Genomic DNA, 19,745 nt, shown 5'->3' with positions numbered 1-19,745 from the left:
CTTACTCCTCACTTCCGAGGTTTTGCGCCATTTGCTTGGCACGTTTGATGTCTCGTTTTTGAGTCGATTTATCGCCTCCGGTGAGTAGTAGATAGATTACTTCGCCTTTGCGCGTGAAATAGATCCGATACCCGGGACCATAATGAACTCGCATTTCCGAGACCCCTTCTCCTATGGGTTCACAATCTGAGCCAGTCAGGTCTTTCGTATAGTGTTGTGTGTAAAGTCGCCAGCGTCGCAGCGGTTTTCGCAGCGCAGAAATTCAAATGGTGGACACCAGCCCCTGTTTTACCAAGGCTTCCAGGATCTCTGCCCCGTTTCCAAACTCCCGCTCAACCTCCACCAACTCTGGCCTTTTCAGTATCAACACTGGCACCCCACGTTCCCGCGCCACTTCCAGCTTGGGCTCGGTGGCAGTGCTGCCGCTGTTTTTGCTGATCAGCACATCAATCTGCCGCCGTTCAAACAGCTCACGTTCATCGTCCAGCAGAAACGGTCCACGGGCGCCAATCACTTCGCAGCGCTCATTGCCGGGGTACTGATCGAGCGCGCGCAAGGTCCAGAACTGTCCGTCCGGAATTTCATCCAGATGCTGCAGAGGCTCGCGGCCCAGGGTGAACAGTGGACGTTTGAAAGGCTTGAGCGCTTCAACCAGTTCGGTCCAGTCGCTGACTTCACGCCAGTCATCACCTGCCTGTGCCTGCCACGCCGGGCGCCGCAACGCCCAGCAGGGGATGCCGCTCAATTGTGCGGCGGTCGCGGCGTTCTGGCTGATTTGTGCGGCGTAGGGGTGGGTGGCGTCCAGCAGCAAATCGATGCCCTGGTCCTGGATGAATTGCGCCAGACCCGCCGCGCCGCCATAACCGCCGACCCGGACCTGACAGCTCAAGTCCGTCGGCACCCGACCGATGCCGGCCAGGCTATAGATATGTTGCGGGCCAAGGGTGCGGGCAATCGCCAGGGCTTCAGTCACGCCACCGAGCAACAACAAACGTTTCATTGAATAGCTCCCGCGTGGCCGACGATGCCACCCTGACGATCAATGGCAAATACCTCGACCTGAACCTGCGCCGGCACCACGCTACGGGCAAAGTCCAGGGCGTGCTGGCACACGGCATCACCGAGAGCGATGCCCGCGGCACTGGCCATCGCCAACGCCTGTTGGCTGGTATTGGCCTGGGTGATGAGGTGCTGCAAGGCCTCATCCGCGCCGACGTCCGCGGCCCACTGCGCCAGTTGCGGCAAGTCGATGCTCGAATGGCGGCTGTGCAAATCCATATGCCCTGCAGCGAGTTTGCTGATCTTGCCGAAGCCGCCACAAATGCTGAGTTTAGCCACCGGCACTTTGCGCAGGTGCTTGAGTACCGCACCGACGAAGTCGCCCATCTCGATCAGGGCGATTTCCGGCAGGTCGTAAACGCTGCGCATGGTGTCTTCGCTGGCATTGCCGGTGCAGGCGGCGATGTGCAGGTAGCCATTGGTCTTGGCGACGTCGATACCTTGATGAATCGAAGCGATATAAGCCGCGCAGGAGAACGGCCGGACAATGCCGCTGGTGCCGAGAATCGACAGACCGCCGAGAATGCCCAGCCGTGGGTTCATGGTTTTCAGTGCCAGGGCTTCGCCGCCCTCGACGTTGACCGTGACCTCGAAGCCTCCGTCGTAATTGCGTTCTTGCGCCAGTTGCAGCAGGTGATCGCTGATCATCTTGCGCGGCACCGGGTTGATCGCCGGCTCGCCGACGCCCAGGACCAGGCCCGGCCGAGTGACCGTGCCAACACCAAGGCCTGCAGTAAAACGTATGCCCGGCTCGGGATTCAGACGCACATGGGAATACAGTAGCGCGCCATGAGTGACGTCCGGATCGTCTCCGGCATCCTTGATCGTCCCGGCTTCGGCCCCTCCCTCGGCGAGACGGCAAAACTCCAGGCGCATCTGTACCTGCTTGCCTTTGGGCAGGACAATGTGCACCGCATCGTGGCTGATGCCGCTGAGCAACAAGCGGGCGGCGGCGAGACTGGTAGCGGTGGCGCAGCTGCCAGTGGTCAGGCCGCTGCGCAGGGGCGCGGGTTGTTCGGCGGTTTCGTCACGCATCGAAAGGCTTCGTCACTTCCAGCAAGGTAATCGGCAATGCCTGACGCCAGGTATCGAAGTCCCCCAGAGGCTGCGCCTGCGCAATATGAATCCGGGTCAGCTCACCGCCGTGCTGTTCGCGCCAGGCAATCAAGGTCATTTCGCTTTGCAGGGTGACGGCATTGGCCACCAGCCGGCCGCCAGGCTTGAGTTGTTCCCAGCAGGTGTCGAGCACGCCATTGCGGGTGACGCCGCCGCCAATGAAGATTGCTTCCGGTCGCTCCAGGCCTGCCAGCGCTTGTGGAGCGCTGCCGCCTATCAACTGCAAACCGGGTACGCCGAGGGCATCGCGGTTGTGTTCGATCAGGTGCTGGCGCCCCTCATCGGCCTCGATGGCCAGGGCACGACAGCTGGGGTGGGCGCGCATCCACTCAATGCCGATCGAGCCGCTGCCGGCGCCGACGTCCCATAACAACTCACCGGGCACCGGAGCCAGGCGGGCGAGGGTGATGGCGCGCACGTCACGTTTGGTCAGTTGGCCGTCGTGCTGGAAGGCCGAATCCGGCAGCCCGGCAAGTCGCGATAAGCGCGGAGCGTCGGGTTCGGCGATGCACTCGATGGCCACAAGATTCAGATCGGCGATGTTCGGCTCGCTCCAATCGCTGGCAATGCCCTCGACGCGTCGTTCAGCCGGGCCGCCCAAATGCTCCAGCACCGTGAGCCGGCTTGGGCCGAAACCCCGTTCACGTAACAGCGTGGCGATGGCGGCGGGGCTTTGGCCATCGTTGCTCAGCACCAGCAAACGAACGCCGCTGAACAGTTGCGCACTCAGGGCCGCCACAGGGCGGGCGACCACCGAGAGCGTCAGCACTTCTTGCAGCGGCCAGCCCAATCGAGCCGCCGCCAGCGAGTAGGAGGACGGTGCGGACAACACCTGCATCTCATCGCTCGCTACTCGCCGCGCCAGGCTGGCGCCGACCCCGAACAGCATCGGATCGCCGCTGGCCAACACACACACCGGTTCGCCGCGTTGCGCCAGCAGCGCTTCCAGGGAGAACGGGCTGGGCCACAGTTGTCGCTCGCCGCGGATGCACACCGGCAACAAATCCAGTTGCCGCTGGCCGCCAAAAATCCGTGCAGCGCCCAACAGCGCGCGTCGGGCGTTCTTGCCCAGACCGCTGAAACCGTCTTCACCGATGCCTACTACAGTCAGCCAGGGGGCCATCTATATTCCTCAAACCATGCGTTCCGACGGGCAGGCTTTTCATGCCTTCGGACAAAGCAGGCATAATACCGCGCCTTCGCCCGCGAAGCGCTTCTACCTCGAGCCGGTGACCCTTTGAACGAACGCCAGATGTCCGCTGCTTTACGCCCCTCGGCTTGCCCGGGGTTACTGCGAATCGTCCCTGCGCTGGACGGCGGTATCTGCCGGATCAAACTGACCGGCGGCTCGATCAGCGTGGCACAAGCCTGCGCGGTGGCCGACGCGGCCGAGCGTTATGCCGCCGGGGTGATCGAGGCGACCAATCGCGCCAACCTGCAGATTCGCGGGATTGGCAGCGAGCAGCCAGCGCTGATCGACAGCCTGCTCGCCGCCGGACTCGGCCCGGCCACGGCGGCCGGTGACGATGTGCGCAATCTGATGCTCAGCCCAAGCGCCGGGATCGATCGGTACCGGCTGATCGACACCCGACCGCTTGCCGAACAGATCCTTGGCACTCTGCAAAATCACCAACGCTTCCACGACCTGTCGGCCAAATTCGCCGTGCAACTGGATGGCGGCGAGGCGCTGGCGATGCTCGAACATCCCCATGACCTGTGGTTGTCGGCGCTTGAGTCGAACGGTGAGTGGCTGCTGGCCTTCGGCCTGGCGGGCTGTCCCACCGACCCGCCATTGGCCGCCGTGCCGCTGGCCGAGGGGCACTCGCTGGTGGTCGCGGTGCTGGAATTGTTCCTTGATCTGGCCCGTCCGGATCAGACACGCATGCGCCATTTGCTGGCAGAACTGCCGGTGGATAACTTTTTGCAGTCATTGGCCGGGCGCGTGCCTTTAGTCGTAATCACCGGTTGGCAGCGGTCGCACTCGCCCAGGCTGCTGCATATCGGGACTTATCCACAGCGTGAAAGCGATCGAGTCTATGTCGGCGCCGCCACCCCCTTGGGTCGTCTTGATCCGGTGATGCTGCGCGGTGCCGCGCAACTGGCCAGTGAGTTCGGCGATGGCAGCCTGCGCTTTACCCCTTGGCAAAGTCTGTTGCTGCCCAATATTCGCCCGCAAGATGCGCCGGACGTGACGCACCGCCTGCAACACCTGGGCTTGGCGTGTTCGCCCGATCAGGCCCTGGCGCAGTTGATTGCCTGCACCGGCTCAAGCGGCTGCGGCAAAGGCCTGGCCGAGACCAAGGGTGACGCCCGGCAACTGGCCGCGCTGCTGCAACGCCAGGGCAATGCCCTGAGTGTGCATCTGTCGGGCTGCCAGCGGTCCTGCGCCGCCGCGCACTGTGCGCCTGTCACCTTGCTGGCCGTTGCCCCCGGTCTTTATGACCTCTATTTTCGCGATGCAGAACAGCCGGGTTTCGGTGCCCTGCACGCGCGTCACCTCACAATTGAAGCGGTTGGCGCATTGCTTGACGCCCGCCCACGGAGCCACCTTGATGCTTGATTACATCCGCGACGGTCAGGAGATCTATCGCAACTCGTTCGCGATCATTCGCGCCGAGGCCCGCCTGGATCGCATCCCGGCCGACCTGGAAAAACTCGCGGTGCGAGTGATCCACGCCTGCGGCATGGTCGACGCGATCGACGGGCTGCAATTCTCTCCGGGCGCGGGCAAAGCCGGACGCGATGCGCTGGCGGCCGGTGCGCCGATTCTCTGCGATGCGCGAATGGTCTCCGAGGGCGTCACCCGTACGCGCTTGCCCGCCAACAATCAGGTGATCTGCACCCTGCGCGATGAAAGCGTGCCGGACCTGGCGCGGGAACTCGGCAACACTCGTTCGGCCGCCGCGCTGGAACTGTGGCGCCCGCATCTGGAAGGCAGCGTGGTGGTGATCGGCAACGCACCGACTGCGCTGTTCTATCTGTTGGAAATGCTCGACGCTGGCGCACCAAAACCGGCGCTGATTCTTGGCTTTCCGGTGGGGTTTGTCGGTGCCGCCGAGTCCAAGGCGATGCTCGCCGCGGACAGTCGTGGCGTGCCCTTTGTCATCATGCAAGGCCGGCTGGGCGGTAGCGCCATGGCCGCCGCCGCCGTCAATGCCCTGGCCACGGAGATCGAATAATGCAGCAACCTGGACGTTTGATCGGCCTTGGCGTTGGCCCGGGTGATCCGGAACTGATTACCGTCAAAGCCCTGCGCCTGCTGCGTGAGTCGCCAGTGGTGGCGTACTTCGTCGCCAAGGGCAAGAAGGGCAATGCCTTCGGCATCATCGAAGCCCATCTGCAGGACGCGCAAACCTTGCTGCCGCTGGTCTATCCGGTGACCACCGAAGCGTTGCCGGCACCCTTGTCTTACGAGCAAGTCATCAGCGATTTCTACGATGCCGCCGGCGAGGAAATCGCCACGCATCTGAATGCCGGTCGCGATGTGGCGGTGATCTGCGAAGGTGACCCGTTCTTCTACGGCTCCTATATGTACTTGCATGACCGCCTGGCCGAACGCTACGTAGCCGAAGTGGTGCCGGGCGTGTGCTCGATGCTCGGCGGCGCTTCGGTGCTGGGTGCGCCGTTGGTGTATCGCAATCAGAGCCTGTCGGTGTTGTCCGGTGTGTTGCCCGCCGAAGACCTCAAGCGCCGTCTGGCCGATGCTGACGCCGCGGTCATCATGAAGCTGGGGCGCAACTTCCCCAAGGTTCGTCAGGTCCTGCAAGAGCTCGGGCTGGCGGATCGGGCGCTGTATGTCGAGCGCGCAACCATGGTCAACCAGAAGATCGTGCCGCTGGATCAGGTCGAACCCATGTCCTCGCCGTACTTCTCGCTGATCATTGTTCCCGGTGAAAGGTGGCAAGGTTGATGACTCGTTCTGCCCCGGCCATTGTCATTCTGGGCAATGGCAGCCTCGCCACTGCGCGCAAGCTCCAGCAGCTGTACCCGGACGCATTGATCCACGGCCTGGCCGAGCGGGTCGAAGGCGCCGACCGGACCTATCATGAATTCGGTGCGACCCTGCGTCAGCTCTATCAGCAGGACACGCCGATCATCGCCCTGTGCGCCGCCGGGATCGTGATCCGGACCCTGGCGCCACTGTTGCTGGAAAAAGGCGCGGAGCCTGCGGTACTGGCCGTCGCTGAAGACGGTAGTGCAGTGGTGCCGTTGCTCGGGGGGTTGAGCGGGGTTAACGTCCTGGCGCGAGAAATTGCCGCCGGACTGGGCGTCGCACCAGCCATCACCACCAGTGGGGAACTGCGCTTCGGCACCTGTCTGCTGAATCCTCCCAGTGGCTATGCCTTGGGCGATCTGGAACTGGGCAAGCGCTTTGTCTCGGACTTACTCGCCGGCCAAAGCGTGCGTATCGAAGGCGAGGCACCCTGGTTGGCTCAGGCACAGTTGCCGGAAGATCAACAAGCGCGGCTGGCGATTCATGTCGGTTGTGCCGAGCGTGCACCTGTGGCGAATGAACTGCTGATCTATCCGCGCTGTGTGTTGGTGGCGGTGAGCGCCAGTGTAGCGGACCTTGCATCAGCGATTCGCGCGGCATTGCATGAAGCGAAGATCGCCGTTCAATCGGTTGCCTGCCTGTTGGCTGCCGACACGGAAGTGGCCAGTGCGCAGTTGCGTGAAGCCGCACTCGAGTTGGGCGTGCCCCTGCGTTTCGCGGCCGCTGCCGGGAGTGTCAGCGAGCTGGCGCAACACGCTGTGCCGCAATTATTGCCACCGCTGTGTGTGGGTGATGGCATTGCCATCAGCGTCGCTCATCAGCCGCTGGACCCTTCGCAGATTGGTCGCCCTCGTGGCCGCCTGGCGGTAATCGGCCTCGGCCCTGGCGCTGCCGAACTGATGGTGCCGGCGGTGAAAGCCGAGCTGGCCAAGGCCAATGATGTGCTTGGTTATGAAACCTATGTGCGTATGGCCGGGCCGTTCCGCGCCGATCAGGTGCTGCACTGCACCGACAACCGCGAAGAAATGCAGCGTGCTCGGCATGCCTTCGAACTGGCCGCCCAAGGGCGCTCGGTTGTTGTCGTTTCGTCCGGTGATCCTGGCGTGTTCGCGATGGCCGCAGCGGTACTCGAAGCGTTGCACGAATCGACTGAACCAGGCTGGCACAACGTCGACCTGGAAATCCTCCCAGGCGTTTCCGCCTCCCTGGCCACCGCCGCTCAGGCCGGTGCACCGCTGGGCCATGACTTCTGCGTGCTGTCACTGTCGGACAACCTCAAACCGTGGGCGATCATCGAGAAGCGCCTGGACCTGGCTTCGCAGGCTGACCTGGCCCTGGCCTTCTACAACCCGATCTCCCGTTCTCGCCCATGGCAACTGGGGCGTGCCCTTGAAATCGTCGCGCAACATCGCACGGGTGCAACGCCCGTGGTGTTGGGGCGTGATATTGGGCGGCCGGGTCAGACACTGCGAGTCACTACCTTGGGGGCATTGACGCCGGATCAGGTGGATATGCGAACCATGGTGTTAGTCGGTTCTTCTACTACCTGTGTGTTCCCGCGTGTCAACGGTGGCGAGTGGGTATATACGCCGCGTTGGTATGAGAACAAACCCTGATTATCCGACCGATCACTCCCATGATCGGTCGTGAAATTTCAGAGGTGGTAATGTCCAGAGGCAATAGAACGTTTGAGTCTGCACGGCAAAGTGTCGTGCTGCTCTTATATTAAAGATTATATCGGCTGGGCTTGTGCTCTGCGCAGTGGCGTGCTGGAAAAGTGTTTGGTTACAACTAATGGATTGAGTCGCTTTTGATGAGGGTGTAATTTTCTTCGCAAGTCCACGAGGGCTTGAAAATAATAAATAAATGGAGTTATTTATGAGTAATGATGTTTTCGCTGTCGATACTTTACCTGATCGTATAGAACGTTTGAGCCAGTATGATATTTCTCCCGTAGAAACGGTCAGTGCTCGGCCTTTAGCGCTCCCGAACTTTGACGAGCTCAAGCCTGATCGTGCCTCTGTTGTAGGTGATGGTGTTCTGGCATTTGTCTCCGGCATGTCGAGCCAGAATCAACAGGATATCCAGCATAGTTATTTGTTTGCCACTCTGGCGGCCAATAAGAAATTCCCAAGTGACAAGCAGCGCAAGGAACGCTATTTCTTTTTTCTTCAAGTCATGCAGGATTACGGTTGGCTCATACTAAAAGATTATTATGATTCTACGTCCGCCTCTGGACAAAGTTTCAAGATGGATCAGCTGGCCTTGCAAATATTGGCGTCGGTGTTGGCAACCGTCGCGGTTCCAGGCCCTTCTTCTGCACTCATGTTAAAAGTGGCAGGTGATGCCATCAAGGCACTGCAGAGTACTGAAAAACCACTGCAATTGTTCGAGCGCAATGTCAAGGACTCCGGTACCGGTGGCTTTGGTCTGGCATCGTGCATTGAGAACCCGGGTGGTGAAGTGATCATGGCGCTGGGGGTAGTGAACTTTACTAATAAGTCGAACCAGACCCGAGTACTTTTTGTCGATTGGAACAGCGCTTCGGTAGACCTCTACCGTGGCGAGTGCTACATGACAATGGTTCCGACGATAGTCAACAAAACCAGGGATATGGTTGCGCAAAAGCTGGGTGATCGTGCGGTTCTGAAAATCGCCGAGTATGAACTCTGATCCTACCTGATCTGCTGGCGGCTACTACGTAGCCACCAGTGACTAAAACAGCAGGACGAAAAAATGAACAAAGAATACTCTGTTTTTATAAGTGCAGGCTCAGTAGTGTTAATGTCGTCCAATATGGAGGAGCAAGACAGGCAGGATGTTCTGTATTCGACGCTGTTCGCACAATTGGTTTCCAATAAACGTATTTCCGCTTCGGCTGCTCCGGACGCCTGGTATGACTCCTATCTCGACGTGCTTGGAAACGCGTGGCTACTGCCTAAAAGCTCATGGAGCCATTTTTCCCCTGAGCAGAATAAACGTTACAAGATTTTTGATTGGGTTCGCCATATGCTGGGAGAGATCCAGCCGAGCGAAACCGTTGACACGTCGATGCGAGCGTTAAGGGTTTTAGAAAACTTATCAGACTCGACCTCTGCTGCTCAGTTGTTGAGAGCGCATATTAAAAGTGCTGTCGAAGTTGAATCCTCAGATAAGCCAATTTACAAGGTCAGGCTCCAGGTCATTTTTGCGAGTGCGGGTCCGTCGATAACTAATGTCTACATTGAATTCCAAACCACAGAGGCGGTGCGATTGAATCCAATGATGCAGAAATTTTCTGCTGATAAGTTGGTGGGTGATGTCGTGTTGAAAAGCTTTGAGGCAGGCCTGTCCGAACTTCTGTATGAAAAGCAACGTAGTGTTATTGTTACATCGCTGGGCGATCGAAAGACTGAAAAAATCATGGATATCACCAAACTCATTAATGGCGAGAGTCATCTGGTCAAAAAGGGTGGGCTCAATGAATATTGAGTGGGCTGATAAGATTGCACCGAAAGCGGCCGTGGTAGGGGCCAGTATCGTGATCTGCGATGATGCCATGTCCGCTCAGGACAGAGAAGATGTCTACTTGAGTCATTTGCACTCGCAGTACGTAACCCGATTGGCTCTTCTCGATGGTTTGGCGGGTGACTGGTTTGACTACTATATGAACACCCTCAAGTACTTGGGATGTGATATAGCGGTTCCTGCCGGGGCGGGTAACGGTGCAGGTGATATGGCAGGGCACACCACGTTTGAGCAGATGAATCAGGTATTTGACGAAAAGTTCGCGGTTCCCGCAAGGCAAGCTCTAGAGGCCTTGAAACGCAAAAAATCTGCACTTGATGCTTTGGACATTGCCAGCGTTTCAGGCGATAGCCGTTTTTTTCAAGTCATGCCTTGTATCGCGAAAGGTAACGGAAAAATCGAAATCGCGCTCTACCATAAGCGATTCACTACAACACGAAAGGTCTCCAGGCTCTTGTTCTTGAAACGCGAAGAGATTATGGAAAACTCTGTAGAGATCATGGCGCTTATCACATTCAATACACGGCATTACGCAACATTCAGAGACAAGGTGGCTGCCTCTGTTGCGAAACATGCAATGCTCAGTATCCAAGAGTTGGATCTCTGATCTACAACCTCATCCGGGCAGATCCACGCGAAATGCTTCAAGGCACCAGATACCCTCTGATCCCGGTAAAGATGATCTGCGCTGCCAGCGCACAGACGAACAGCCCCATCAACCGGCTGACAATCTGCAAGCCCTGATCGCCAAGGATGCGTTCGATACGGTGCGACAAGTAGAGCACCACGCCGACGGTAAAGCTGGCCAGGGCGATGCTGAGGATGGCGGTAAGCTTGTCGTCCCAGTGCGGCTGGCTGACGCCCATGACCAGCAGGGCGCCGATAGTGCCGGGGCCGACGGTCAGGGGAATGGTCAGCGGGACGATGGTTACGTCTTGCTGTACGTTATCAGTCTGCACCGCCAGCTTGCCTTGAGCCATGCCCAGCGCCGAGATGAACAGCACGCTCCCGGCGCCGATGCGGAAGGCGTCCACGGTGATACCGAATACGCTGAAAATCACTCGTCCGAACAGATACAGCAAGACGCTGGAGACCAGGGTCGCGAGAGCGACTTTCCAGGCCAGGCGCCGACGTTCCTTGCTGGAATAGCCGCGAGTCAGGCTGATGAAACAGGACAGAACGAAGAACGGGCTATAGAGCACCAGCATCTTCAGGTAAACGCTGAACAGCACGTGGAGCATGGTGGGGGCTCGCAACGAAAGAGGGCGATGGGGAGTCTATCAGGCGCTGCGCAAACTGTCGGCTCAGGAGATTTGAACAGCCAACTGATTCTGCAAGTCCCGTTGAGTCACCCAATGTTCGATCAACTCGCGCAGTTGCGATAGCTCGACCGGTTTGGCCATGTGTCCGTCCATGCCGGCCTGGCGCGCGCGCTCCTTGTGCTCGGTCAGGATGTGCGCGGTGAGCGCGACGACCGGAGTGCGCATACGCTGGTTGCCGACTTCCCAGGCGCGAAGCTGCTGGGTGGCGGAAAAACCGTCGAGGATTGGCATTTCACAATCCATCAGCACCAGATCGTAACGCTGGGCTTTCATCGCTTGCAGTGCTTCCTCGCCGTTGCTGGCGGTGTCCGGCTGCAGGTTGAGCTTGCCGAGCATGCCGCGAATCACTTTGGTCGAGATGCTGTTGTCTTCGGCGACGAGGATGCGGAAATCGCTGGGTACCTTGATCGGTACAGGTATGCCCGACGGTGCGTGGTGGGGCACGACCAGGCCTTTGTTGCGTCGGGTCAGCTCGTCGGCCAGGGTGGTCTTGAGGGTATAGCCGGCAACCGGTTTGGCCAGGATGCGTTTGATTCCCGAGTTGCGCGCAATGATCTTGCTCGGCGCGTTGCTGATGCCGGTGAGCATGATCAGCAGGATGTCGTGGTTCAGGCTCGGGTCTTCCTTGATCTTCGCCGCCAGTTGCATGCCGGTCATGCCGGGCATGTTCTGGTCGAGCAGGACCACGTCGAAGTAGTCGCGCAGGTGCGCCTTGGTCCGCAACAGGGCCAGCGCTTCTTTGCCGGAAGGCACGGCACTGACATTCAGGCCCCAGGCGCTGCATTGTTGCACCAGGACTTTGCGACAGGTTTCATTGTCATCGACCACTAACACACGGGCACCTTGCAGCGGGCCATCGAGGTCCGAGGTCGGATGTTCCAGGCGTTCCGGATCCAGCGGCAAGGTCAGCCACAGGGTGCTGCCGCTGTTGTTACCGCTTTTGATCCCGAATTCACCGTGCATCAGCAGGATCAGTTGGCGGGCGATGACCAGCCCCAGGTTGCCACCCAGTCTCGTCGCCGAGAGGAAGTTCTTGCTGTGCAGTTCGGCGTGCAGCAGGGCTTCGCGCTCGCTGGCTTCCATGGGGACGCCACTGTCCTGGACCGCGATGCGTAGCCGCGGTTTGGCGCTGCGTTCGTCCAGGGCGACGACGATCAGAATTTCGCCTTCGTCGGTTTTCTTCAGGGCGTTTTCCAGCAGGCTCAGCAAGGTCTGGCGCAGGCGTGTCGGGTCGCCGCTGATCACCCGCGGGACTTGCGGCTGAATAAAACTGATCAGTTCGACATTCTGCTGCTCGGCCTTGGCCCGGAAAATACTCAGGCAGTCTTCGATCAGGGCGTTGAGGTCGAACTGCACATCGTCCAGCTCGATTTGCCCGGACTCGAGCTTGGAGATGTCGAGAATCTCATTGATCAATGTGAGCAGTTCATTGCCGGCGCTGTGGATGGTCTGTACGTAGTCTCGTTGTTTGACCGACAGGGGGGTGCCCAGCAGCAACTCGGTCATGCCCAGGACACCATTCATCGGGGTGCGGATCTCGTGGCTGATTTTCGCCAGGAACTCGGCTTTGGCGTTGATCTCGGCGTTGCTGGCTGCCAGGTCGCGGCTGATGCAGAAACGGTCTTCAGTGATGCTGCGTTGACGCTCGCCCAGGGCGATACTCATCAACAGGCCGCTGAGGCAGATGAACCCGAGCAGCGTCATGATCAGGCCTTGCGGCGCCACCAGGGTCAGCCCCAGGAGCGCTGGCAGGATGATCAAGGTGCCGATGTTGAAGATCACCATGGCCACCACGAACAGTCGAGCCGGGCGGTAACCTTTCTGCCAGTGATAAGCACCGACGAACAGTATGCTCAGGCCGGCGAGCGCCACCAGCGCGTAGGTGATGATATTCAGCGGCAGGGTGTCGACAAACAGCAGCAGGCTGCACAGGGTCGTCAGCAGGATATCGCCGAGCAACAACCGGTTCAGCGGATGGGGGCCGAGTGGGGCGAAGAATCGATAGGCGAACATCAGGCCACAGGGGGCGGTCAGCAGCAAGGCCAGATAGGCGCCGGGAGTTTGTATGGCGTACCAGTCCGGCAGCCAGGGGCCTGGCAGATTCAGCAGCAGGAGCAGGCTGAGCAACAACAGGCCTTCACAGGCGGCCAGCCAGATGCTGCTTCTGGAGCGGGTGTAGGCGTAGCGCGTCAGGTTATGCAGGATCAGCATCGCCAGGCAGCCGAACAGCAGGCCATAGATCAATGTCTGGCCTTGATCTGCCGCGGTCATGACCGCCGATTCCAAGGTGATGTAAGGCCGCAGCTGGTGCTCGGACACCAGCCGCACATACACCTCAAGGACGTTTTGACTTTGCGGCAGCGGCAGCATGAAGTCGCTGCTTGGCAATGGCCTCTGGGCTTGCGGTTGATCGGTGCTGGTGTTCAATTGCTCGATCAGCTTGTCGTCGTCGAGCACGTATAGATTCAGTTGAGCCAGATCTGGCGCGAAAATGCGCAGCAGTTGCTCGTGTTTGTCCGGCTGGAGTTTGAAGCGCAACCATAAAGCGCCATCGGGCTCGGCAGCGGTCAGCCGGTTCAGTTCGATCGGGCTGAATTGGTTGGTGTAGCGGGCAGAGCGGATGTCGCTCAGTTGCAGGTCGGCCGTTTCGTCAAGCAATACCGCCCAGCCACTGCCTTGCGCGGCCTGGGCTGGTAGCAAGCAGAGCAGAGTCAGCAGACTGAGGGTAAAACCTATGGCAATCCTGAGCCAGCGCACGGCGAAATCCCTTCGTAGGTTGATGCCAGATTGTAACTATGCGCGGGGCTGGAATAGCACGGCAAGGGTCTGAGACCCCTGCCTGGCCGAACGGATAGCTTATTCCTGATTTTCGCCACGCTCGCGGGCAATGGCACGGTAGCCAATGTCCTTGCGGTAGAAGCAGCCTTGCCAATCGATTTTAGCCGCCAATTTGTAAGCCTGCTGTTGAGCCGCATCGACACTCTGGCCCAACGCAGTGGCGCAGAGCACTCGGCCGCCGGCGGTAACCACCTGACCGTCTTTCAGTGCGGTGCCAGCGTGAAAGACTTTGCCTTCCAGCGCGGCCGCTGCATCCAGACCTTCAATGGCCGCGCCCTTGGTGTAATCACCAGGATAGCCACCGGCTGCCAGAACGACACCCACGCTTGGACGTGGGTCCCATTGCGCTTCGACCTTGTCCAGTGCCTGGGCCAGAGCAGCCTCGATCAGCAACACCAGGCTCGACTGCAGGCGCAGCATCACCGGTTGGGTTTCCGGATCGCCGAAGCGGCAGTTGAACTCGATGACTTTCGGATTGCCAGCCTTGTCGATCATCAGACCGGCATACAGGAAGCCGGTGTAGACGTTGCCTTCCTCGGCCATGCCGCGCACGGTCGGCCAGATCACCAGATCCATCACGCGCTGATGCACCTCGGCGGTGACCACCGGGGCAGGGGAGTAGGCACCCATGCCGCCCGTGTTCGGACCGGTGTCGCCGTCGCCGACGCGTTTGTGGTCCTGGCTGGTGGCCATCGGCAGAACATTCTTGCCGTCGACCATGACGATGAAGCTGGCTTCTTCGCCGTCGAGGAACTCCTCGATCACCACCCGGGAACCGGCTTCGCCGAACGCATTGCCGGCGAGCATGTCACGTACGGCTTCTTCCGCTTCTGCGAGGGTCATGGCGACGATCACGCCTTTACCGGCGGCCAGGCCGTCGGCCTTGATCACGATCGGTGCGCCTTTTTCACGCAGGTAAGCCAGGGCCGGCTCGATCTCGGTGAAGTTCTGGTAGTCGGCGGTCGGGATTTTGTGGCGAGCCAGGAAGTCCTTGGTGAACGCCTTGGAGCCTTCCAGTTGGGCGGCGCCGGAAGTCGGGCCGAAGCAATCCAGGCCGCGGGAACGGAACAGATCGACGACGCCGGCCACCAGTGGCACTTCCGGACCGACGATGGTCAGTGAGACGTTTTTCTCGGCGAAGTCGGCCAGCTGTTCAAGGGCCAGCACGTCGATAGCGACGTTTTCGCACTTGGCTTCAATGGCGGTGCCGGCGTTGCCCGGAGCGACGAATACTTTTACCACACGCGGATCCTGAGCCACTTTCCAGGCCAGGGCGTGTTCACGGCCACCGCTGCCAATGATCAAAACATTCATTTCAAAAACCTCGGATGACGCTAATTCTGTGGGAGCGCTGCATGCCACCGTAGGAGCCGCAGGCTGCGATCTTTTGATCTTAAAAGCAAAGTCAAAAGATCGCAGCCTGCGGCAGCTCCTACAGGGGCAACTGCGTTATCAGTGACGGAAGTGGCGCATGCCCGTAAAGACCATGGCGATGCCGGCTTCGTCAGCTGCTGCAATCACTTCATTGTCACGCATCGAGCCGCCTGGCTGGATCACCGCGGTGATGCCGACCTTGGCCGCGTTGTCGATGCCGTCGCGGAACGGGAAGAATGCATCCGAAGCCATGACCGCGCCTTGCACTTGCAGGCCAGCGTGTTCAGCCTTGATCGCGGCGATACGCGCGGAGTTGACGCGGCTCATCTGGCCGGCGCCGACGCCGATGGTCTGACGGTTCTTGGCGTAGACGATGGCGTTGGATTTGACATACTTGGCGACCTTCCAGGCGAAGATCAGGTCATTGATCTCCTGCTCGGTCGGGGCGCGCTTGGTCACCACTTTCAAGTCTTCGCTGCCGATCATGCCAATATCGCGACTCTGAACCAGCAAACCGCCGTTGACGCGCTTGTAGTCCCAGGCCGCGGCGCGATCGGCCGACCATTGACCACAGGCCAGCAGGCGTACGTTGGCTTTGGCGGCGACAATGGCGCGGGCTTCTTCGGTGACGCTTGGCGCGATGATCACTTCGACGAACTGACGCTCGACGATAGCCTTGGCGGTCTCGGCATCCAGTTCGCGGTTGAAGGCGATGATGCCGCCGAACGCCGATTCGGTATCGGTGGCGTAGGCCAGTTCGTAAGCCTGGCGGATACCGCCTTCGGCGTCAGGGCTGACTGCGACGCCGCACGGGTTGGCGTGCTTGACGATGACGCAGGCCGGTTTGACGAAGCTCTTCACGCATTCCAGTGCGGCGTCGGTGTCTGCCACATTGTTGTACGACAGCTCTTTGCCTTGCAGTTGGGTCGCGGTGGCAATACCTACTTCGGCAGGCTTGGCTTCCACGTAGAACGCCGCGCTCTGGTGCGGGTTCTCGCCGTAGCGCATTTCCTGAGCCTTGACGAACTGGCTGTTGAAGGTGCGTGGGAACTGGCTGCGGCCTTCGGTGCCGAGGGTCTCGGCCGTCTGGTCAACGGTGCCCATGTAGTTGGCGATCATGCCGTCGTAGGCGGCAGTGTGTTCGAAGGCCTTGAGCATCAGGTCGAAGCGCTGAGCGTAAGTCAGGCCACCGGCCTTGAGGCTTTCCAGGACCTGGCTGTAATCGCTGGCGTTGACCACGATGGCCACGTCTTTGTGGTTCTTGGCCGCGGAGCGAACCATGGTCGGGCCGCCGATATCGATGTTCTCGATAGCGGTAGGCAGGTCGCAACCCGGCTTGGAAATAGTGGCTTCGAAGGGGTAGAGGTTGACTGCCACCAGGTCGATCGGCTTGATGCCGTGCTCGTTCATGATGGCATCGTCGATTCCGCGACGGCCGAGGATCCCGCCGTGGATTTTCGGGTGCAGGGTCTTGACCCGACCGTCCATCATTTCTGCGAAGCCGGTGTAGTCCGCGACTTCCACTGCGGCCACGCCGTTGTCCTGCAGCAGCTTGAAGGTACCACCGGTGGAAAGGATTTCGACACCCAGCGCTTCCAGCTCGCGGGCGAAGTCGAGAATCCCGGTCTTGTCGGAAACGCTGATCAAGGCGCGGCGGATCGGCAGGCGGGTAGTCTGGTCGGTCATTTCGATTTCCATCAAAAGCAAAGGAGTCAGCAAAAAAGGCGACCGGTTTTACGCGGACGCCTTTCTGGTTTGATTGAATGCTTACAGCAGATCGTACTGCTTGAGTTTTTTGCGCAAGGTGCCGCGGTTCAGCCCCAGCAGCTCACTGGCCTTGGTCTGGTTGCCCTTGACGTAGTTCATCACGCATTCGAGCAGTGGCGCCTCGACTTCGGACAGCACCAGGTTGTACACGTCCGTGACGGCAGCGCCCTCAAGGTGGGCGAAATAGTTGTGCAGCGCTTTCTCGACACTCCCGCGAAGGGTTTGACCCTCTTCGCTCGGTGTATTGAGGTGCTGTTTCAAATTCACATTGTCGCTCACGGGTGCTGTTCCACTCACTAAAGTCTCGGTCATCATCGTCATGCGGCCACCCCTTCTGCGTCCCCTTTCACCAGGCTCATGTAACGCTCGGCGAAAAACTCACGAACGTTGGCGCACTGTGCTTCCGTTTCATCCAAACGATTGAACTGGGCGCGAAACTCCTTGGCGCCCGGCAAGGTTGCGAGATACCAGCCCACATGCTTGCGTGCAATGCGTACGCCCATGACATCCCCATAGAAGGCATGCAGCGCGGCCAGATGCTCCAGCAGAATACCTTCCACCTCGAACAGCTCCGGTGCCGGGAGTGTTTCGCCGGTACGCAGAAAGTGCTCGATCTCACGAAAAATCCATGGCCGCCCTTGAGCGGCCCGGCCAATCAACAAACCATCGGCGCCGGTCGCTTGAAGCACGTACCGGGCTTTCTCGGCCGAATCGATATCGCCGTTGGCGAAGACTGGAATCGACACCGCCTGCTTGATCGCGGCAATGGTGTCGTACTCGGCAACGCCGGTGTACAGATCGGCGCGGGTCCGTCCATGGACCGCCAGTGCCGTGATACCTGCCTGCTCGGCGATCTTCGCCACCGTCAGGCCGTTCTTGTTCGACCGGTCCCAGCCGGTACGTATTTTCAAAGTGACCGGGACATCGACTGCTGCCACGACGGCGTGCAGGATTTCCTTCACCAGGTCTTCGTCTTTCAACAACGCGGAACCGGCAGCCTTGTTGCAGACTTTCTTCGCCGGACAACCCATGTTGATATCAATAATCTGTGCGCCCAACTCGACGTTGGCGCGAGCGGCATCCGCCAGCATCTGTGCATCACCGCCGGCGATCTGTACCGAGCGCGGCTCGGGATCACCTTCGTGGATCATGCGCAGACGCGATTTGCGACTGTTCCACAAGCTCATATCGCTGGTGACCATTTCCGAGACTACAAGGCCTGCGCCCAACCGTTTGCACAGCTGACGAAAGGGCTGGTCAGTGACCCCCGCCATGGGAGCGAGAATCAAGCCGTTGGGCAATGTATATGGACCGATGCGTACCGCCGACATAGGACTTCCCTGGTGTGGGGCCGGATCATTAGAGTTCGAAAAAGGGTTGGCATGATACCCGCTCTCGATGACCGGATAAAGGCTGAATTGGATAAAATCTGAACAGTTATTCTGTTATCGCCAGCAGTTTGGTTCGAGACGAGGAAGTCAGAAAAGCGCCGTCAATCCTTAGCCGTGCCGCTTGACTGAAGCGTTTCACTCGGGCGAATGAAAGCTCAGGCTGTAATTAACGGCTTTGGGGCCGGGATCAAGGATGTCCAGGGCAATATGGATCGGTGTTTGGGGTGGCATTTCTGCCAGGCCTTCAAGCTCGCCGTTGAGGTACTCGCCGGGTTTGAAGCGCCGACTGGCGATCAAGTGCCCATTGAGATCGGCAAAGCGCAGTTCCAGCAACGGGAAGGGCTGGGAGAAGGGGGCGCGGTTGTAGATGATCGCATCGACTATCAGTGCGCCGCTGAAGTCCGGATGGCTGCGAACCACCAGGTTGCTGCTCTTTATGCGGGCAATATCGACTTTGGACGGTACCGTGCAGCCGATTTGCGGGCACAGTTGCTGGAACCACGGACGATACTGGTCCTGGCGGGCCAGTTCCTCAAAGTGATAGGCAATGTATTGACCGGCCAGTGCTGCAGCGCCGAGCAGAATCAGCAGTCCCCAGAGAAAACGTCGACCCCAGGGGGAGCGGCGCTTTTGCCAATCGACTTGCACCGGTTCATCGATCAAGTCCTGCAACACCTCGTCGTGCAAACCGGGCTCACTGCGTGCGCGCTTCTTGCGCGGCGGCTCGGCCTCCAGCAGTTCTTCGTCGGCGACATCTGTCGCGCTCAGGCGCTCGAAATGTTCTGGCGCTGGCGACGCCTGTTCCAGGTGTACAAGCGGTGCTTCGGGTTCATCCCGCAGATCGTCAAGCTCGAAGGACAGTGAGGGTTCGGTGCGGCCGGGTCTGTCCGCCTCTACGATCGGGTCTATCGGCTGGCTGTCTGCGTTGGCCAAAGGCTCAATTGGTTCGTTCGCGTCTGCGCGGTCGACCGCTGGTTCGCTGAACAGGCTGCCAGTCCATTGCTCTTCCTCACCGCCGGTGATCTCCCTGTGTGCGCTCAGCGAATCCTCCCGGGGCTTGCGCTTTTGGTCGAGATCCGTGATCGGCTGGATTTCCCGCTGTTCGAGCCTGGCGAGCTCTTCGTCGAGGTCATCCAGGTCGAGTTCGGCGGCCGACCACTGTTTCTGGCTGATTGCCCGGGGCACGGCTGGCACGGCTAGCGCGTCGGCTGTGAGGGGGGGCTTGCCGGCGCTTTGTTCGAGCAACTGCCGCGCGGCGTTGAACACCTGCAGGCATGAGCCGCAACGAACTGCCCCGCGGGCCACGCTCAATTGCGCGTGGCTGACGCGAAAGCTGGTTTGGCAATGCGGGCACTGGGTGACGAAGCTGTCGGTCAT

18 protein-coding genes are annotated in these 19,745 nt (G+C 59.7%); 7 read left to right on the top strand and 11 right to left on the bottom strand.

Annotated elements, in window-relative coordinates; translation table 11 throughout:
• Position 1: 1 nt before the first annotated feature.
• The 4 genes from AC3IUA_RS27125 to cbiE are packed head-to-tail and all read right to left on the bottom strand — an operon-like array spanning position 2 to position 3,298.
• The gene (locus AC3IUA_RS27125) at positions 2–262 is read right to left on the bottom strand and encodes a type II toxin-antitoxin system RelE/ParE family toxin (protein ID WP_489362503.1); all 261 of its coding nucleotides are present in this window, start codon (positions 260–262) and stop codon (positions 2–4) included.
• The gene (locus AC3IUA_RS27120; protein ID WP_489357882.1) at positions 263–1,000 is read right to left on the bottom strand and encodes a cobalt-precorrin-6A reductase; all 738 of its coding nucleotides are present in this window, start codon (positions 998–1,000) and stop codon (positions 263–265) included.
• Complete coding sequence (locus AC3IUA_RS27115; protein WP_489357881.1) at positions 997–2,094, bottom strand: cobalt-precorrin-5B (C(1))-methyltransferase; 1,098 nt, start codon at positions 2,092–2,094, stop codon at positions 997–999. The genes AC3IUA_RS27120 and AC3IUA_RS27115 overlap by 4 nt, the downstream gene beginning before the upstream one ends.
• A complete protein-coding gene (gene cbiE, locus AC3IUA_RS27110; RefSeq protein WP_489357880.1) occupies positions 2,087–3,298 on the bottom strand; it encodes a precorrin-6y C5,15-methyltransferase (decarboxylating) subunit CbiE in 1,212 nt (403 codons plus the stop codon). Before cbiE ends, AC3IUA_RS27115 begins: the two co-directional genes overlap by 8 nt.
• A 129-nt stretch (positions 3,299–3,427) precedes the next feature.
• Here cbiE and cobG point away from each other — a divergent pair, with 129 nt between their 5' ends.
• The 7 genes from cobG (at position 3,428) to AC3IUA_RS27075 (ending at position 10,283) form a co-directional block, all read left to right on the top strand.
• Positions 3,428–4,735 carry a precorrin-3B synthase gene (gene cobG / locus AC3IUA_RS27105; RefSeq protein WP_489357879.1) on the top strand — a complete coding sequence of 436 codons (1,308 nt, stop codon included), beginning with the start codon at positions 3,428–3,430 and terminating at the stop codon, positions 4,733–4,735.
• The gene (locus AC3IUA_RS27100) at positions 4,728–5,354 is read left to right on the top strand and encodes a precorrin-8X methylmutase (RefSeq protein WP_489357878.1); all 627 of its coding nucleotides are present in this window, start codon (positions 4,728–4,730) and stop codon (positions 5,352–5,354) included. Before cobG ends, AC3IUA_RS27100 begins: the two co-directional genes overlap by 8 nt.
• Positions 5,354–6,085, top strand: a complete 732-nt coding sequence (locus tag AC3IUA_RS27095) for a precorrin-2 C(20)-methyltransferase (RefSeq protein WP_489357877.1) — start codon at positions 5,354–5,356, stop codon at positions 6,083–6,085. Before AC3IUA_RS27100 ends, AC3IUA_RS27095 begins: the two co-directional genes overlap by 1 nt.
• The gene (cobJ, locus tag AC3IUA_RS27090) at positions 6,085–7,785 is read left to right on the top strand and encodes a precorrin-3B C(17)-methyltransferase (protein WP_489357876.1); all 1,701 of its coding nucleotides are present in this window, start codon (positions 6,085–6,087) and stop codon (positions 7,783–7,785) included. Before AC3IUA_RS27095 ends, cobJ begins: the two co-directional genes overlap by 1 nt.
• 262 nt (positions 7,786–8,047) lie before the next feature.
• Complete coding sequence (locus AC3IUA_RS27085) at positions 8,048–8,842, top strand: hypothetical protein (protein WP_489357875.1); 795 nt, start codon at positions 8,048–8,050, stop codon at positions 8,840–8,842.
• A 63-nt stretch (positions 8,843–8,905) separates the two neighbouring features.
• Positions 8,906–9,640 carry a hypothetical protein gene (locus AC3IUA_RS27080; protein ID WP_489357874.1) on the top strand — a complete coding sequence of 245 codons (735 nt, stop codon included), beginning with the start codon at positions 8,906–8,908 and terminating at the stop codon, positions 9,638–9,640.
• A complete protein-coding gene (locus tag AC3IUA_RS27075) occupies positions 9,630–10,283 on the top strand; it encodes a hypothetical protein (protein WP_489357873.1) in 654 nt (217 codons plus the stop codon). Before AC3IUA_RS27080 ends, AC3IUA_RS27075 begins: the two co-directional genes overlap by 11 nt.
• Positions 10,284–10,320: 37 nt before the next feature.
• Here AC3IUA_RS27075 and AC3IUA_RS27070 read toward each other — a convergent pair whose 3' ends face one another.
• From AC3IUA_RS27070 to AC3IUA_RS27040, 7 genes are all read right to left on the bottom strand, one after another.
• Positions 10,321–10,917, bottom strand: a complete 597-nt coding sequence (locus tag AC3IUA_RS27070) for a MarC family protein (protein ID WP_489357872.1) — start codon at positions 10,915–10,917, stop codon at positions 10,321–10,323.
• Positions 10,918–10,980: 63 nt separating this feature from the next.
• The gene (locus tag AC3IUA_RS27065; RefSeq protein ID WP_489357871.1) at positions 10,981–13,755 is read right to left on the bottom strand and encodes a hybrid sensor histidine kinase/response regulator; all 2,775 of its coding nucleotides are present in this window, start codon (positions 13,753–13,755) and stop codon (positions 10,981–10,983) included.
• A gap of 99 nt (positions 13,756–13,854) precedes the next feature.
• Complete coding sequence (gene purD / locus AC3IUA_RS27060) at positions 13,855–15,150, bottom strand: phosphoribosylamine--glycine ligase (protein WP_489357870.1); 1,296 nt, start codon at positions 15,148–15,150, stop codon at positions 13,855–13,857.
• Positions 15,151–15,288: 138 nt separating this feature from the next.
• Complete coding sequence (gene purH, locus AC3IUA_RS27055; protein WP_489357869.1) at positions 15,289–16,896, bottom strand: bifunctional phosphoribosylaminoimidazolecarboxamide formyltransferase/IMP cyclohydrolase; 1,608 nt, start codon at positions 16,894–16,896, stop codon at positions 15,289–15,291.
• Positions 16,897–16,977: 81 nt separating this feature from the next.
• The gene (fis, locus tag AC3IUA_RS27050; protein WP_007945216.1) at positions 16,978–17,298 is read right to left on the bottom strand and encodes a DNA-binding transcriptional regulator Fis; all 321 of its coding nucleotides are present in this window, start codon (positions 17,296–17,298) and stop codon (positions 16,978–16,980) included.
• Positions 17,295–18,308: a tRNA dihydrouridine synthase DusB gene (dusB, locus tag AC3IUA_RS27045; RefSeq protein ID WP_489357868.1), complete on the bottom strand. Its 1,014-nt coding sequence runs from the start codon at positions 18,306–18,308 to the stop codon at positions 17,295–17,297. The genes fis and dusB overlap by 4 nt, the downstream gene beginning before the upstream one ends.
• A gap of 195 nt (positions 18,309–18,503) precedes the next feature.
• Positions 18,504–19,745, bottom strand: a complete 1,242-nt coding sequence (locus AC3IUA_RS27040; protein ID WP_489357867.1) for a DUF3426 domain-containing protein — start codon at positions 19,743–19,745, stop codon at positions 18,504–18,506.

The sequence above is a fragment of the Pseudomonas sp. KH_050 genome, from assembly GCF_057838875.1.
Note: the sequence above shows the minus strand (reverse complement) of the source record. Positions and strands in the feature narration are given on the sequence as shown.

What these genes read in the sequence shown, in the direction of transcription:
- AC3IUA_RS27100 (WP_489357878.1), top strand. Translation starts at nt 4,728, where the DNA reads ATGCTTGATTACATCCGCGACGGTCAGGAGATCTATCGCAACTCGTTC.
- AC3IUA_RS27070 (WP_489357872.1), bottom strand. Translation starts at nt 10,917, where the DNA reads ATGCTCCACGTGCTGTTCAGCGTTTACCTGAAGATGCTGGTGCTCTAT.
- AC3IUA_RS27040 (WP_489357867.1), bottom strand. Translation starts at nt 19,745, where the DNA reads ATGACCGACAGCTTCGTCACCCAGTGCCCGCATTGCCAAACCAGCTTT.
- AC3IUA_RS27095 (WP_489357877.1), top strand. Translation starts at nt 5,354, where the DNA reads ATGCAGCAACCTGGACGTTTGATCGGCCTTGGCGTTGGCCCGGGTGAT.
- AC3IUA_RS27120 (WP_489357882.1), bottom strand. Translation starts at nt 1,000, where the DNA reads ATGAAACGTTTGTTGTTGCTCGGTGGCGTGACTGAAGCCCTGGCGATT.
- AC3IUA_RS27080 (WP_489357874.1), top strand. Translation starts at nt 8,906, where the DNA reads ATGAACAAAGAATACTCTGTTTTTATAAGTGCAGGCTCAGTAGTGTTA.
- purD (WP_489357870.1), bottom strand. Translation starts at nt 15,150, where the DNA reads ATGAATGTTTTGATCATTGGCAGCGGTGGCCGTGAACACGCCCTGGCC.
- AC3IUA_RS27115 (WP_489357881.1), bottom strand. Translation starts at nt 2,094, where the DNA reads ATGCGTGACGAAACCGCCGAACAACCCGCGCCCCTGCGCAGCGGCCTG.
- dusB (WP_489357868.1), bottom strand. Translation starts at nt 18,308, where the DNA reads ATGTCGGCGGTACGCATCGGTCCATATACATTGCCCAACGGCTTGATT.
- purH (WP_489357869.1), bottom strand. Translation starts at nt 16,896, where the DNA reads ATGACCGACCAGACTACCCGCCTGCCGATCCGCCGCGCCTTGATCAGC.
- cbiE (WP_489357880.1), bottom strand. Translation starts at nt 3,298, where the DNA reads ATGGCCCCCTGGCTGACTGTAGTAGGCATCGGTGAAGACGGTTTCAGC.
- cobJ (WP_489357876.1), top strand. Translation starts at nt 6,085, where the DNA reads ATGACTCGTTCTGCCCCGGCCATTGTCATTCTGGGCAATGGCAGCCTC.
- AC3IUA_RS27075 (WP_489357873.1), top strand. Translation starts at nt 9,630, where the DNA reads ATGAATATTGAGTGGGCTGATAAGATTGCACCGAAAGCGGCCGTGGTA.
- AC3IUA_RS27085 (WP_489357875.1), top strand. Translation starts at nt 8,048, where the DNA reads ATGAGTAATGATGTTTTCGCTGTCGATACTTTACCTGATCGTATAGAA.
- fis (WP_007945216.1), bottom strand. Translation starts at nt 17,298, where the DNA reads ATGACGATGATGACCGAGACTTTAGTGAGTGGAACAGCACCCGTGAGC.
- cobG (WP_489357879.1), top strand. Translation starts at nt 3,428, where the DNA reads ATGTCCGCTGCTTTACGCCCCTCGGCTTGCCCGGGGTTACTGCGAATC.